The organism is Opitutus sp. ER46 (assembly GCF_003054705.1).
Taxonomy (GTDB): Bacteria; Verrucomicrobiota; Verrucomicrobiia; order Opitutales; family Opitutaceae; genus ER46.
On the sequence record NZ_QAYX01000020.1, the window covers coordinates 170,839 to 186,066 of the forward strand.

At 64.1% G+C, this 15,228-nt stretch carries 13 protein-coding genes; 1 reads left to right on the forward strand and 12 read right to left on the reverse strand.

The features are described 5' to 3' along the window. The first annotated feature begins 9 nt into the window (after window positions 1-9). Entirely contained in the window at window positions 10-585 is a 576-nt protein-coding gene (pyrE, locus tag DB354_RS07470; RefSeq protein WP_107834822.1) for an orotate phosphoribosyltransferase, read from the forward strand. A 50-nt stretch (window positions 586-635) separates the two neighbouring features. Here pyrE and DB354_RS07475 read toward each other — a convergent pair whose 3' ends face one another. From DB354_RS07475 to DB354_RS07530, 12 genes are all read right to left on the reverse strand, one after another. Then, window positions 636-2,042 (reverse strand): Do family serine endopeptidase, encoded by a 1,407-nt coding sequence (locus DB354_RS07475; protein WP_107834823.1) that lies wholly within the window; start codon window positions 2,040-2,042, stop codon window positions 636-638. Between the two features lie 103 nt (window positions 2,043-2,145). Next, window positions 2,146-3,093 (reverse strand): ribose-phosphate pyrophosphokinase, encoded by a 948-nt coding sequence (locus tag DB354_RS07480; protein ID WP_107834824.1) that lies wholly within the window; start codon window positions 3,091-3,093, stop codon window positions 2,146-2,148. Window positions 3,094-3,123: 30 nt separating this feature from the next. Beyond that, window positions 3,124-4,179: a UDP-3-O-(3-hydroxymyristoyl)glucosamine N-acyltransferase gene (gene lpxD / locus DB354_RS07485; protein WP_107834825.1), complete on the reverse strand. Its 1,056-nt coding sequence runs from the start codon at window positions 4,177-4,179 to the stop codon at window positions 3,124-3,126. 141 nt (window positions 4,180-4,320) lie between these two features. Further along, window positions 4,321-5,025 carry an OmpH family outer membrane protein gene (locus DB354_RS07490; protein ID WP_107834826.1) on the reverse strand — a complete coding sequence of 235 codons (705 nt, stop codon included), beginning with the start codon at window positions 5,023-5,025 and terminating at the stop codon, window positions 4,321-4,323. 41 nt (window positions 5,026-5,066) lie between these two features. After that, window positions 5,067-7,388 carry an outer membrane protein assembly factor BamA gene (gene bamA, locus DB354_RS07495; protein ID WP_233256580.1) on the reverse strand — a complete coding sequence of 774 codons (2,322 nt, stop codon included), beginning with the start codon at window positions 7,386-7,388 and terminating at the stop codon, window positions 5,067-5,069. 40 nt (window positions 7,389-7,428) lie between these two features. Continuing rightward, window positions 7,429-8,823 carry a replicative DNA helicase gene (gene dnaB / locus DB354_RS07500; RefSeq protein WP_107834827.1) on the reverse strand — a complete coding sequence of 465 codons (1,395 nt, stop codon included), beginning with the start codon at window positions 8,821-8,823 and terminating at the stop codon, window positions 7,429-7,431. A 206-nt stretch (window positions 8,824-9,029) separates the two neighbouring features. Continuing rightward, window positions 9,030-9,566 (reverse strand): 50S ribosomal protein L9, encoded by a 537-nt coding sequence (gene rplI / locus DB354_RS07505; protein ID WP_107834828.1) that lies wholly within the window; start codon window positions 9,564-9,566, stop codon window positions 9,030-9,032. A gap of 139 nt (window positions 9,567-9,705) precedes the next feature. Next, complete coding sequence (gene ssb, locus DB354_RS07510) at window positions 9,706-10,185, reverse strand: single-stranded DNA-binding protein (RefSeq protein ID WP_107834829.1); 480 nt, start codon at window positions 10,183-10,185, stop codon at window positions 9,706-9,708. A gap of 150 nt (window positions 10,186-10,335) precedes the next feature. Continuing rightward, window positions 10,336-10,632: a 30S ribosomal protein S6 gene (locus tag DB354_RS07515; RefSeq protein ID WP_107834830.1), complete on the reverse strand. Its 297-nt coding sequence runs from the start codon at window positions 10,630-10,632 to the stop codon at window positions 10,336-10,338. Further along, window positions 10,629-11,210, reverse strand: coding sequence for an aminoacyl-tRNA hydrolase (gene pth / locus DB354_RS07520; protein ID WP_107834831.1), 582 nt, complete (start codon window positions 11,208-11,210; stop codon window positions 10,629-10,631). Before pth ends, DB354_RS07515 begins: the two co-directional genes overlap by 4 nt. 60 nt (window positions 11,211-11,270) lie before the next feature. After that, window positions 11,271-12,053, reverse strand: coding sequence for a 50S ribosomal protein L25 (locus DB354_RS07525; RefSeq protein ID WP_107834832.1), 783 nt, complete (start codon window positions 12,051-12,053; stop codon window positions 11,271-11,273). A gap of 220 nt (window positions 12,054-12,273) precedes the next feature. Continuing rightward, entirely contained in the window at window positions 12,274-15,081 is a 2,808-nt protein-coding gene (locus DB354_RS07530; protein WP_233256581.1) for a TonB-dependent receptor, read from the reverse strand. Window positions 15,082-15,228: the final 147 nt, after the last annotated feature.

The following is a 15,228-nucleotide window of genomic DNA, read 5'->3' on the forward strand; positions in this document are numbered from 1 at the left end:
CTTCCCGGCATGGACGCCAGCCAAAAGGAAATCCTCGATATCTTCACGCGTACCCGAGCCCTCCTCCAGGGACATTTCGTGCTCCGTTCGGGGCTGCACAGCGGTCACTACTTCCAGTGCGCGCAGGTGTGCCAGGACATGGCGGCCGTCGAACGCCTCGGCGAGCTGCTGGTCCAGAAAGTGCGCGGCCAGGGGCTGACGTTCCAGACCGTGCTCGCGCCCGCGATGGGCGGGCTGGTCATCGGCCAGGAGGTTGCCCGGCGGGCCAAGGCCCGCTACATCTTTGCCGAAAAAGAGAACAACGTTCTCGTGCTCCGGCGCGGCTTCACCCTCTCTCCCGGTGAGCCCGTGCTCGTCGTGGAGGACGTCGTGACGCGGGGCGGCCGCGTGATCGAGTGTCTCGACATCATCCGCCAGGCCGGGGGCACGCCGGTCGGCGTCGCGATGCTCGTCGACCGCAGCGCCGGCACCACCCGCTTCGCCGTCCCGGCCGTCTCGCTCCTGGAGCTGAGCTTCCCGACCTACGCGGCGGACGCCCTGCCGGCAGAGCTCGCTAAGCTCCCGGTACAGAAGCCCGGCAGTTGAGATTCTCCCGCGCCACCCCGCCGCACGCCGCGACGGGGCCCGGCACCGGGTCACTCAATCACGACCACGACGAAACGCGCCGCGCCGCGGTAATACACGGCCAGCAGGTTGCGTCCCGGGTGCAGCATATTGCGCGCTTCCTCGACTTCCCGAACCGGCGTGCGGTTGATCTCCATGATCACCGCTCCCGGGGCCAGGCTTTCGCGGAACGGTGACTTCTCCTCCACCTCGGTGACCAGCAGCCCGGTGACGCGGACGTCGATGCGCAGGCGCCGGCGCTCCTCCGCGCCAAGGGGCTGGACCGTGACGCCGGAAAGCAGCTCGTCCGGCTTGTCGGCAAACTTGTCGAGGGTGACGTCCATCTTGCTCTCCTTGCCGTCCCGCACGACCCGGAGCTGGGCGACGGAGCCCGGGGCCATCTGCGCGATCATGAGCCGCATCTCCTCGAGCGTGCCCACCGCATGGCCGTTCACGCCGAGAATCACGTCATTGCGCTTCAAGCCCGCCTTCTCGGCCGCGCTCTCCGGCACGATATCGGTGATCACCACCCCGCGCGTATCGCGCGCGACTCCCAGCTGCTCCGCCACGTCGGGGGTGATGGTCTCGGTGCTGACGCCCAGGTAGCCGCGCGCAACCGTGCCGGTCTCAACGAGGCTCTTCATGATGGACGCGGCGAGATTCACCGGGATCGCAAAGCCGATGCCGATGTTGCCGCGGGAGGGCGAAAGAATGGCGCTGTTCACCCCAACCAGCCGGCCCCGGGCGTCGATCAACGCGCCGCCGGAGTTGCCGAGGTTGATGGCCGCGTCGGTCTGGATGAAGTCCTCATAGCCGCCGACGTCCTCGAGAATCTTCACGTTTCGGTTCTTGGCCGAAACAATGCCCATGGTGACGGTTTGCCCCACGTCCAGGGGGTTGCCCACCGCGAACACGACATCCCCGACGCGCAGCTTGTCACTATCGGCGAGCGTCACCACCGGCAGTTTCTCGGCCTCGATCTTGATCACGGCGACGTCGGTCTTCGGGTCGGTGCCGATGACCTTGGCCGTGAACTCGCGGTCGTCGGCGAGTGACACCTTCAGCTCGTCGGCCCCCTCGACCACGTGGTTGTTGGTCAGAATGTAGCCGTCCGGGGTGACGATCACGCCGGAGCCCAGGCCGTCCTGTTTGCTCTCGCGCGGCGGCAGGTTTGGAAACAACTGCTGCAGGAGTGGGTTCGCGTTGCGCACGATCTTGGTCGAGTAGATCGACACCACCGCCTTCTGCACCGGCTCCAGCACGTCGGCGTAGCTGAGCAGCGGGGCGCCGGGCTTGTTCTCCCCGAGCGCGGAGTCATCGACGCGGAGGTTGATGGTCGGCCTGGCCTGGGCCGGCTTCGCGACCGTCTTCGGGTTCGCGGCACCGGTTGAGCTCCAAGCCACGACAGTGGCCAGCAGGATGCGGGTCGGGAGGTTCATGGGATTGCAGCGGCGAAGCGGTAACTGCGAACCGACGGCAACGCAACCGCCCTGGTGTCGGAGGGAAGGACGGCGCGCCCGCGCGGCGCGCCGCCGGCACCGGCTAGAAGCCTTTGACGCGAAACAGGCCGGTCACGCTCTCGTTGCTGTTGATGCGGAGGATCGCGTTGCCCAGGAGCTGGGCGATGCTGAGCACCCGCACGGGCAGGCCGTTGGTGTGGATCGGAGTCGAGTTCGTCGTGATCACTTCATCGATCAGCCCGCTCTTGAGCCGCTCGATCGCGACCTCGTTGAGAATGCAATGGCTCACCGCCGCCCGCACGCTGCGGGCGCCACTGTCGCGCAGCAGCTTCGCCGCGGCCGTCAGCGTGCCGGCCGTCTCGGTGATGTCATCGACGAGCAGCACGTCGCAGTCCTGCACCTCACCGACGATGTTGATCGCCTCCACGTTGGTGGCGCTCTTGCGCTTCTTGGCGACGAGACCGAGGCCGGCGCCGAGAACGTCGGCATACGCGGCCGCCATCTTCATGCCACCGACGTCCGGCGAACATACGACCAGCTTGTTCTTCGGCAGCGCGGAGAGGTACTCGAAGAACACCGGCGACGCGTACAGATGATCGACCGGGATGTCGAAGAAGCCCTGGATCTGCTGCGAGTGCAGGTCCATCGTGAGGATGCGGTTCGCACCCGCGGCCACCAGCAGGTTGGCGACCAGCTTGGCCGTGATCGGCACGCGGGGCTGATCCTTGCGGTCCTGTCGCGCGTATCCGTAGAACGGCAACACGGCCGTGATGCGCTGGGCCGAGGCGCGCCGCGCCGCGTCGATCATGATCAGGAGTTCGACCAGGTTGTGATTCGTGGGCGGGCAGGTCGACTGGATGATGAAGACATCCGCCCCGCGGATGTTCTCGTTGATCTTCACGAAGGACTCGCCGTCCGGGAAGGCGGTCACCGTGGCCTCACCGAGGGGCACGCCGATGGACCGGCAGATTTCCTCGGCCAGGGGCCGGTTGGAGTTTCCTGCGAAAATCTTAAGCCGCGAGTCGTTCATGGAGAAGGTGGGCGGATGTTGAGCCCGCGCTTAGCCGGAGGAAGACTTTTCTGCGTCACGGAGTTGCGCCGTTAGCGCATCTACACGTTTGAACAAGTCCGGCAAACGCCGCTGGAGCACCACCAGCCGCCGTTCCAACTGGTAGTTGATGGCAGGAGTGCCGTTCAGGAACGATCCCGCCTCGGTGTCGGCGGCGACCCCGCTTTGCGCCCCGACCTTCGTGCCTTTCGCGATTGTGATATGGCCGGCTACGCCGACCTGCCCGCCCAAGACCACGTAATCCTCGATGGTTACGCTGCCCGAAACGCCGACCTGCGCGCAAATCAGGCAATGCCGGCCAACGATCACGTTGTGGGCAATCTGCACCAAGTTATCGATTTTCGTGCCCGCCCCAATCACCGTGCGGCTGAAACGCGCGCGATCGACCGTCGTGTTGGCGCCCATCTCGACATCGTCCTCCACGACCACCTGGCCAACCTGCGGCACCTTGACGTGGCGGCCCTCGGCAAACTCGTAGCCGAATCCATCCGATCCGATGATGACGCCCGGCTGCAGGCGCACGCGCCGGCCCAGTACCGACTCGGCGGCGACCACCGTGCCCGGCATCAGCCAGGAGTCGTCACCAATGGTCGTGGCCCGGCCGACGAACACCTGGGCCTGGAGGTGCACGCGCTCGCCAATCACGGCACCGGCCTCGATCACACACTGAGGTCCGACCGTCGCCGACGCCGCCACCCGGGCGGTCGGATCCACGCTGGCGGAGGGATGAACTCCCGCCGTCGGGCGCGGCCAGAGCGATTGCTCAATGCGACTGCAGAGTTTCGAAAGCGCGGCGGACGGATTCTCGACCAGCAGGTACTGCTGGTCCGGTTGCGGCTCCCCGGCGAAGTCGAGCGGCAACAGCACGATCGAGGCTTTGCTGGCCGCGACCTCCACCTTGTATTTCGCGTTGCCGAGGAAAGAGAGATCACCGGCACCGGCATCACTCAGGCCGGCGATTCCATGGATCACCGCCGCAGTGGACCCGCGCACGGTCTTGGGCTGGATGAGCGCCGCGATTTCCGCGGCGGTGAACGATACCTGCATCCCGCGAACGTGGGTGGTTTGACCGGTCGGGGCAATGCAGCAAAAGCCCGGTGGTGAACTTGTCCGCCCCGGCGCTGGACGCGGGCATAAAAAAGCCCCGCCAAGCAGGCGGGGCTCAAAATCGAGACCGGAAACGCGTCCTTACTTCTTGGGCGCGATCGGAAGATTGATCGACGGACCGGAAGCCGGAGCCGCGGCCGGGGCCGCCGCCGGAGCCGGAGTCGCGGCGGGAGCTGCCGCAGGGGCCGCCGCCGGAGCCGGGGCCGCCGCCGGGCGTCCCTTTTCAATCTCCTTGGCCACCTCGTCCGTGATGTCGAAACCCGGATCAAGATAGAGCAGGTTGGAAATGCCGATCAGCGACGGACCCGCCTTGTCCACGAGGACGGTGGCGCCCTTGCGCTTCGCGACGTCGGTCGCGGTCTTGGTGATCTCCTCGAGCATCACGCTACGGAAGGCCTGCAGGCGCTGCTGCAGCGACTGGCCGGTGCTCTGGATGAAGGAACGGATCTCGTTCTGCTTCGCCTGGATCTCCTCGAGCTTCTTCTGCGCGTCGTTCTGGGCCTTCGACTTCGCTTCCGCGGAAAGGGCCGCGTTCTGCGACTGGTCCTGGAGATTCTTGTACTCCTCAACGAGGGTGTTGCCCTCCTTGTTCATCTGCTCGACCACTTCATCAGCCTTCTGGCGATCGGCCTGGAGCTTGTCGTTCTGCTCCTTGGTCTTGTAGTGGTTGTCATAGAGCTTGGCCATGTCGACGGACAAGATCTTGACGGCAGGCTCGGCCCGCGCGGCGAGCGCAAACGCGCCAATCGCCAGGAGAGCAACGAGAGAATGGATAGATTTCTTCATGGGTTGATGGACGGTAAAAAAGAGGCTGAAACGAATCAGAACTAGAACCGGGTGCCAAAGGAAAAATTGAACTGGTTCCCGTCCTTATTGTATTTGTCCCCCGTCAGCGGAATGCCGAAGTCGAGGCGCAACGGGGCACCCGCCACAAAGAGCCGCAATCCAATACCGAAGTTGTCGTTGTAGTTCGACGGCCGGAAATCGTACGCGTTCTTGTTCACGAAGCCGACGTCGTAAAAGACGGCGAACCGGATGGGGCTCACGATATCGAGCGAGTATTCTGCGCTGAAGAAGCCATACGTCTTGCCGCCGACGGGCTCCTGGTACTCGTCCCGCGGGCTGACCTCGCGGAACTCGAAACCACGCAGCGTCTCGGGTCCGCCGAGATAGAACTTGTTGTAGTAGGCGACATCGTCGCTCTTGCCGAAGTCCTTGATCACGCCGCCGCGGGCCAGGAGCGCGAGGACCTGGGTCTGCGTCTCGAAGACCGGGAAGAACTGCGACCCACGGAATTCAATGCTGTAGAAGTTGTTCATCGCGCTGCCACCGAGGGGGCCGCCCGCGTAGTTGAACGCGAGCTCCACGCGATTGCCGCTCGTCGTGTTGATGATCTTGTCGCGGGTATCGCGCTCGAGGGTCAGGCTGACCTTCGACAGGGCATTGTCACCGGCCAGCGACTGAATCACCGAGGAGGCGCTGGAGGACACGTCGTTGATGCCGACGATCTCGTAAGTGTAGCCGATCTGGCCGTTCCAGAGTTCAAACAAGTGCTTGCGAGCGTGGACCTCGAAGCCCGTTTCGATCTGGGTGTAGTAGGAGCTGTTGTACTCCGACGTCGTGCGGAAGACGCTGAAGCCGACGCCCAACTGCTTCTGCAGGAACCACGGCTCGTCAAACGACAGCACCACTTCGCTCGACAGCGAGCCGAGCTGCATGCGCAAACGGAATTTCTGGCCGGCGCCCTGGAAGAAGGAATGCCGGTTGAACAGGTCGAAGTTGGACTGGGAAACTTCCGCGAACAGCGTGGCGCGCTCCAGCGTGCTGAAGCCCGCGCCGAAGGTCAGGTTGCCCGTGCGCCCCTCCTTCACCGCCACGCGCATGTTGCGCCGGCCCGGAATGTTCGTCTCCTGCGGCGTGATGTTGGCGTCGTCGAAGAAGCGGGTGTTCTCGAGGCGCAGCTGGCTGATCTTCATCAGCACCGTGCTGAACACGTCACCGGGACCCATCACGAGCTCGCGCAGGATGACGATGCTCTTGGTTTTGTCGTTACCCTCGATGATGATCGACTCGACGTTGAACTTCTCGCTCTCGCGGATCGCGTATTCGATGTCGATGGCACCGGTCTCGATGTTCGGCTTGCGGCGCAGCTGGACGTTGGTGTCCAGATAGCCGTCCTTGCCGTAGAAGTCCGTCAGGCGCTCGGTGTCCTTGTCGAGGAGCGAGGGGGCGAAAACAGCGCCCTTCTTCTGGCGGACGACGCGGCCCAGCAAACGGGAATCGAACAGCCGGTTGCCCGAAAACGTGATGTCGCCAACCCGGTACTGGCGGCCTTCCTCGATCGGAATCACCAGCACCAGCTTGCCGGATTTCGGGTAGTTGAACTGCACCTTCTCCGGCGGAATCTCGACGTCCAGGAATCCCTTCTCGCGGTAGAAATCGCGCAGCTTGTCCAGATCGTCCTCAAACTGGTCGTCCTTGAAACGGCCGGACCCGGTAAGCCACGAGAACATCCACCAGCGCTTGGTCTCCATCTCGCCCTTGAGGGCGCGGGCCTTCACGTGCCGGTTGCCGGTGAAACGCACATCCGCGATCTTCACGCGGGCGCCTTCGCGAATCTTGAAGACCACCGTGCCGAAGCCGCCCTGCCGGTCACGCTCGATCGTGTACGTCACCGACACCTGGTTGTAGCCGGATTTCTGGTAGTACTCGCGCAGCTTCTCGGAGTCCTCCTTTGCCTGGCGTTCATCGAGCGCCTGGTTGGCCCGGGTCTTGATCTCCTTCTCGAGCCGCGGCGCCTTGACCTTCTGGTTGCCCTCGAAACGCACCGCGAGCACGCGAAACTTCGGGGTGACGTCGATGACGAGGTTTACGAGCCGCGGGCCCGCCTCCTCACGCTGCACGTTGATGAACTCGAAAAGACCGGTGCGGTACAACGACCGGATGTCCCGGTCCAGCATCAGATCGTCGAACTCCCCCCCCTCCCGCACCTGCATGTTCGCGCGGATAACCTGCTCGTTGACGTTGGCCGTGCCGACGAAACGGATGTTGATCTTGCCGACGCGAAACGTGGGGGTCTGGGACTCCGCCCGGGGGGCTTGGGCGTTGGTGGTCTGCGCTGAGACCTTGCTTCCCCCCGCGATCAGCAAACAAACGGCAACGACAACAGATGTGACCCTGAGCCCAGGGTTACGGATGAAAGTTTTCAAAGCGGGTGATATCTCGGAGGAAAGTTAGCTTTAGTTCTCCTACCGGGCCGTTTCGTTGCTTGGCAACGATTAACTCGGCGGAGTCCGCGGCTACCTGGAATTTTTCGTCTGCGTCTTTGGGGCGAGCCAACATCAGGACGACGTCAGCGTCCTGCTCAATGGATCCGGATTCGCGCAAGTCGGCTAGCTTCGGCGTGCGGTTCTCTTTTTCCGATGAGCGGTTGAGCTGGGATAATACAAGCACCGGCACGTCGAGTTCCTTCGCAAGTGACTTCAACCCGCGGGACGCCTCCGCCACCTGCTGTTCGCGCGGCATCTTCGAGTCGGTCGGGCTCAGCAGCTGCAAGTAATCGACCATAATGAAGCCGAGCGGATTTCGCGCGTGCACCCGACGCGCCTTGGCCCGCAGCTGCATGATCGAAAGCGCGCTCGAGTCATCGATGAAGATCGGCGCCTTGGAAAACTCGTCCGCCGCCTGCAGCAGGCGGTTCTGCTCCTCGCCGTTCTTCGACAGCAGGCCGTCGCGCAGCAGCTTCATGTTCACCCGCGCCCGCGAGCACAACATGCGCAGCGCCAGCTGCGACGCGCTCATTTCCAGCGAGAAGACCAGCACCCCGACCGGCGTGCCCTTGGGGGGCATGGCCGCCGCTTCCGCGAAGTTCAATGCCAGTGACGTCTTGCCCATCGAAGGACGGGCCGCGAGGATCACCATTTCCTGCCGCTGGAAACCCCACATCAGCGCGTCCAGGTCCTTGAAGCCGGACGACACCCCCGTGAGTTCGCCCTTCTTCATCATCATCTTGGTGATGACGTTCATCGCCTCGCGGGTGGGCTCCCGCATCTGCTTCGCGCTCTCGCTGACGCGATTCTGGGTGACGCTGAAGATCTTGGTCTCAACCTGGTCGACGAACTCGTCGATCCCGCCTGAGAACGCATAGCAGTCCTCCACCGCGTTCGTCGCCGACCGGATGATCTCCCGCAGCAGCGAGAGTTCGCGCACCTTCTCGATGAAGTACGTCGCCTGCGCCGTCGTCGGAATCCGGCTGCTGACCTGCGTCAGGAATGCGAACCCGCCAATCTCGTCGAGCTGCCGGCTGGTGCGCAGTTCCTCCGCCAGCACCGACACATCGATCGGCTGCTGCCGGTTGTAGAGATCGAGCAGCTTCTCGAAGATGACGCCATGCTTTGGATCGTAGAACGACTCCGGCCGGATGCGCGCCTCCAGACAGCGCGACACCACGTCCGCACCGTCCAGGAGACAGCAGGAAAGCAGGTACTCCTCCGCCTCGAGGCTGTGCGGGAGCGAGCGACCAAGCGGAGCAGCCGGCGGACCGGCGACCCCGCGCGAGGGTGAGCTGGAGGTATCTTGGACCATGCGCGAACGGGCGGTGATGGGAGCGGAGCGAGGAGGGAAAAGCAACCGGTACTTGCCCCGAAATAATTCACAGCCGATTCCGGCCGGTCAGAAGCCTCGCCGCGTTGATCACCCCGGCGCGCCCGCGCCCCATCCGCCTGCCGCGTGCGCCCATAAAAAAGGCGCGGGCTTTGGCCCGCGCCTGGTGACGACTGGCGTCGAAAGACTTATTCCTTGCGCGGACGACGCTCGCTGCGCTTCTCGGTCTTCTCCCCCGCCGGCGCGGCTTCCTCGGCCACGGGCTCGATCGGGTTCTCGGACACGACGTCGAACGGCAGCTCGACGGTGATGTCGGCGTGCAGCTTGATCTTCACGTCGTGCTTGCCGAGCGTCTTGACCGGGTTGAAGAGGTGGATCTTGCGCTTGTCCAGCTCAATGCCGGAGGCGACGAGCTTGTCGTGGATGTCGTTCGCGGTGATCGCGCCGAACATCTTGCCACCCTCGCCCGTCTTCACGGCGAAGGCCAGGCTCGTCTTCTCGAGCTTCTTCGCCAGCTCCTGGGCGGCGGAGAGTTCGTTCTGCTCACGCTCGGCGCGCCGCTTCTTCAGCGACTCGACGTGCTTCTTGTTCGAAGCATTCAGCGTCACCGCGATCTTGCGCGGGAGCAGGTAATTGCGGGCGTAGCCGGCGCGGACTTTGACTTGGTCGCCTTCGCCGCCGAGACCTTCGACGGGTTTGACGAGGAGGACTTCTGTAGTGGCCATGGTTTTCTGCTTTCTCTGGTGCGCCGGAGCGCGGTGTTTTCGACCGCCGGAGGGAAGCGGCCGAGTTGCTCTGGGTTTCACGACGGCCCTCGCCGCCGACGACGCCGGGGACCGGCGCCGCTACGATGCTGACGAAGCCTCAGAACGGGACGTCTTCGTCGAGATTCTCCTGTGCGGCCGGTTTGGCGGCCGGGCTCCGCGGCGGCGGCGAATACCGCTCCGGGGAAGCTGTCTGGTCGACTCCAGGTTCGGCGTTGCCGGCGCTGCCGCCGCCCGCCCCACCCCGGCTGTCGCCCAGGAACTGAAACTGCTCGAGCACAACCTTCATGCGGCTGCGCTTTTCCTTCGTGTTCTTGTCCTCCCACTGGTCCAGCCGCAGGCGTCCTTCGACGTACAGCGGGCGGCCCTTGGTGACGTACTTGGCGATCGTTTCGCCCTGTTTGCCCCAGGCCTCGACGTCGACATAGATCACCTCTTCGCGGCTCTCGCCCGACTCCATCTTGAACTGGCGGTTGATCGCCAGGGAAAACTGGCAGATCGGGGTGCCCTTGGGCGTGACGCGCAGCTCAGGGTCGCGGGTCAGGTTACCCATGAGCATGACTTTGTTCAGTGACGGCATGGCAGAGGAGGTTGGAGGGTTTCGGGGGACGCTGGGCGCGGACAGCAACAACGCGGAGCGCCGCGTCGCGCCCTAGGCCAAAGGAAACGCCCGCGGATGGCGAGGCGGTTTCCTGGGCCCGCGCGAAGCGGCGGCGTCCGGCGTCGGCGCTCAGGCCGACTGCACGAACATCCGATAGACGCTGTTGTTCAGGCGCAGACGCTCGCGGAGCAGCGCCGGGGTCTCGGAAGGACCGGTGAAGCTGATCTGCACGTAGGCGGCGCCAGTGAGCTTCTTGTCGGTGACGCGAACGAAGTCCTTCTTGCCGAGGGATTCCACGGCCGTGACTGCGCCTTTCACCGCGGCGATATCCTGCTTCACGCCATCCACAATTTGGTCGATCGACTCTTCGCGGCCCCGGTTGTCGAGGATGAAGGTCGCGCGGTAGGTGCGTTCTTTCTGATTCATTTTTGGTCTCTGCGATTAAGCTGGTTCATGGCCACCTCAACGCCGCGGGCGAGCAGCAAATCGAGGCCGGACACGTACTGATCAAGTTTTTGCGTAACGAGAATGTGTTGGTCGGGAGTGAATTTTCCGAGGACGAAGTCTGCCATGTCCATTTGCGGCGGATCCTTGGGCCCAATGCCCAGCCGGTACCGCGCGAAGCCGTTGCCCACGTGTTCCAGCAGGCTGGCGACGCCGTTGTGGCCGCCGGCGCTGCCGGAGGCGGTCACCTTGATCAGACCGAGGTCGATCGTGAGGTCGTCGTACGCCACGGCGATGTCCGCCGGCTCGATCTTGTAGAACCGAGCCATGGCGCCAACCGATCGGCCGCTGGCGTTCATGAACGTCTGCGGCTTGACCAGCCAGCAGGTGCCAGCGGGCGTATCCCAGCGCGCGATCTCGGCCTCAAATTGAGGCGCGGCCTTCCACACCAGCCCGTGTTTGCGGGCCAGGGCGTCGACCACGATCCAGCCCAGGTTGTGGCGGGTGAGCTCGTAGCCGCGGCCCGGATTGCCGAGACCGGCAACGAGCGAAATGGACATGAATCAAAGAACAATCCTCGAGCCCCGCCGCGGTCAAGCGGCGGGGCCGGGATGAAGGACTTACTTCTTGGCGGGAGCAGCGGGCTTCGCGGCGCCGGCCGCGGCCGGCTTGCCACCCGCGGCGGGAGCCGCGCCAGCAGCCGGAGCCGCACCAGCGGCGCCAGCGGCGGGAGCCGCACCAGCGGCCGGAGCAGCGGCACCAGCGGCGGCACCCTCGGCCGGAGCGGCCGCACCAGCACCAGCGGCCGGCGTGGCAGCCACCGTCTCGGTGACGATTTCGGCGACCGGCTCGACGCAGGCGATGACCGGCTGGCCCTTCGCATCGAGGAACTCGACGCCGGCCACCGGCTTCAGCTGACCAACCTTGATCGTCTCACCGACCTTGAGCTCGGTGACGTCGACCACGATGGCCTCGGGAAGATCTTTCGGCAGCACGCGGATGCGCAGTGCCTGGGTCGCGGTTTCCAACACGCCGCTCTGGTTCTTCACGCCGAACGATTCGCCCGTGATATGCACCGGCACGCGGATCTCGAACTTCTCGTTCTCCTTAACCTCCTGGAGGTCGACATGGAGGAACTTGTCCGTGATCGGGTCGCGCTGAACCTCCTGGAGGAACGACAGGGCCTTCTGCTTCTTGTCGCTCTGGAGCTTCACCAGCACCGCACGGTCGCCGATCACCTTCAGGAGGCGGACGAACTCGGGCGCTTCGATGGCCAGCGTCTCGGGATTGGTGTGCTTTCCGTAGAGAATCGCAGGAATGCGATCGGTCTTGCGGAGGCGGCGGGAAGCGCTGCGACCAGTCTGGTTGCGCGCGAATACGTTGAGGTCGAACTGTTGGCTCATGGTTTCGTTCCCCCTGTCACCCCGGAATTGGGGGCAGGCGTAGTGGAAAAGAGGTTGAGGTCATAGGAGGGCAAACCTCGAAAGCAACCAAAACTTTGGCGCCCGCCCGAAAACCGCCGCCGTCGCATCCCTCCTCCGTCTGCGCGGCGCCGTCTGCTTGGCACTTGGAAGAAAAAGGGCGGCCCGCACCGGGCCGCCCTTCTTTGCATCCAAGCAACGATCAGAACGAGTACCGGGCACCCAAGGCAAAGGTCCGGCTGTAAAGCGACGAACCAAAGTTATTGGTATATGCGTTCTTATAGTAACTCTGATAGATCTCCTCCGTCAGATTCGTGGCGTCGAAGGTAAGCACCAGATTGTCCATCACCCGATAGGTCAGCTGGAAGTCGAGACTCGACTCGGGGGCGCGGTAAACCCCCAGCGGATTCGCAAACAGCGCCGCCTCATAGTTATTTAGGAACGCCTCGCGCCAGACGTATGAAAGCCGGGTGCTAAACCGCTTGCGCTCATACGCCAGCACCGCGCTGTACGAGGACTTCGACACCCCGAACAGGTCGCGGGTGAGCGTCCCCGTCACCTTGCCCGCCGAATCCGTGATCGGGATGTCCTGCTGCGAATCCAGACCCGTGTAACTCGCCTGCACCCCCAACCCGTTGAGCAGGCCCGGTAGATTGTCCGGGAAATAGACCAAGCCGACTTCGTAACCCTTCAGTTCGCCGTTCGACGTATTGTCCGGCTGCGTCAGGATGTAGTCGTAGTTCTGGTAGGTCACCCGCTTGCGGAAACTGACCACGAAGCCGTCGATCTTGCGCTTGAACAGCGTCGCATAGATCGAGCTCGCCTTCCCAAAGTACCATTCCAGCGCGACGTCGTAGTTCTTCGACTCAGTCGGCTTCAGGTTCGGGTTGCCGCCTGTCGCGGTGCCGTAGCCGACGTTCGTCACGTCCTTCACGTAGTTGATCATCGGGTTCAGGTCCGCGAAGCTCGGACGCCGCAACGTCTCCGCATAGCTCGCCCGCAACATCAGGTTCGGCGTGATCGCGTACCGCAGCGAGCCGCTCGGCAGCAGCTTGCCCTTCGTCACCGAGGCCGAGCCGCGTGTCAGCGTGCCCTGGTCCGTGAAGTCCATGTCGGTCTTCACGTTCACGTACCGCGCGCCCACCTGGCCATCCAGCTTCCGGTCGGCGATGAAGGTTTTGAAGTCACCGCGCAGGTACGCCGCCGTCGTCGTCTCTTCGACGTTGAAGTTCTCGAAGAGCGAAAGCTCGTTGCCCAGCTTGAAGGCGGGGAACTTCGCCTTGTAGAGCTGCCGCCATTTCTCCGCGTTGTCGAAGATTGCGTAGCCGTTCGGCACCACCCACGAGCGCGGCACATCCGAGTGACCGTCGAAAAAGTCATGATTGAAGTGCCACAGCTCGGGATAGCTGTTCAACGGCACGCCCAGCGCATCGGCGCTCTGCGTGCGCTGATACTCCGAGGCCTCGCGCACGTCGTAGCGCACGCCAAACTTGATCGCCGAGAGCATCGACCACTGCGGCTTGTAGTCGCCGTCCGCCGTCCAGGTGTAGGCGTCGCCCTTGAACTTGTTCGCGTTGTCGTAGAGCTGCGCGATGTTCCAGAGCCGCGGGTCCGCCATGTTCGACTCGTTGATCCCCGCAGTCGCCGGGTCGTCCTCGAACTGGTACGCCGGGATGCCATTGCCGGGATTGAAGTCGACCGCGATCGCGTTGTGCACGTGATCCGCGCGCATCGCGAAGAAGTCCGTCGTGTACTGGCTGTCCTGGTACGTCAGCGCCGACTTCAGCTTCAGATCCGGCGTCACGTTCCACTTGCCGCTGACGGAGTAGAAATAGCTGTCCGTCTTGCCCTTCGTCAGGTCGCCGCTGGTGAATCCGTACACCCAGGGCGTGCGCTCGCGCGCCTTCACGATGTTCGTGCCGGGATACAGCGTCACCTTGCCGTGCGGGCCGCCCCACCAGTCGACAAAGGAGAAGAACAGGTTGTTGAAGATGTCGTTGCGGTACCCGTTGTAGAACCCCTCGAACGTGTATTCGGAATCCTTGTTCGGCGCCCACTGCAGCACCACGTTCGCCGCCGGCCGCTCGCGCGTGCCGGTGTAGTCGTTCTGGAACACCGCGTCGCGCGACAGCACGTAGGGCACCTTCACGCCGTTCATCGTGATCGTCGACCCCGGCGCCGTGGGCAGCCCGTCCTCCAGGCCCGCCTGCCAGATCGGATTCTCCGCAATCCCGTCCCGCGTCGTGAAAATGCGTTCGTACGGCACCCACGTGACCGAGCCCGTCGTCACCGCCTGGTCCGTCACGAACGGCACCATCGCCCCCGCCGTCACGTTCTGGTCGCGATAGGGCGTCTTCACGAAGGCGAGCGCCACCAGCGCGCCCACCTTCCCCGCGCTGGTATCCCAGCGGTCGCTGTACATCGCGCTCAGGTTCGAGCCGGTGCGGTCCGCCTGCTCCTGATAGATCCCGCGCGCCGCCACCACGAACTTGCGGCCCTTGAAGTCGAAGGGCCGGTGCGTGCGGATGTCCATCGAGCCCGCGATGCCCGCCTCGATCAGGTCGGCCGAGCGGGTCTTGTAGACGTCCACCCGCGAGAGCAGGCTCGCCGGCACGTCCTGCAACGCGAGCGCCGTGCCCGAGGCCGTGAAGATGTTCTGCCCGTTCAGCGTCGTGTTGATATCGTTCAGACCGCGGATCGACACCGTCGCGATCTCACCCGCCCCGCGGTTCGTCACCTGCACGCCCGTCATGCGCTGCAGTGCCTCGACCAGGTTGTTGTCGGGAAACTTGCCGATGTCCTCCGACACGATCGAGTCCACCAGCTGCACCGACTCGCGCTTGATGTCCAACGCCGCCGACAAGCTCGTGCGCATGCCCGATACAACCACTTCATCCAGTTTCACGATCGGCTCGGTCGGCGCGGTCGAGGGCGGCGGATTCACCGTCGCCGCCGTGGGCGCCGGCGCCGTCTGGGCCCGGCCCAGCATCGCGCCCAACGTGAGCGCCAACAACAGGGCGGCAGTCTTTCGCGTCGGGGTCCTGGGACCCGGGGACGAAGAGTTCGGGTTCGAATTCATAGATGCTGGGCCAACGGTTTGCATGGCATCGTGGCCGCCACCCTCCGGGGACGAGGGGCCGACGGAACACGACAGGGG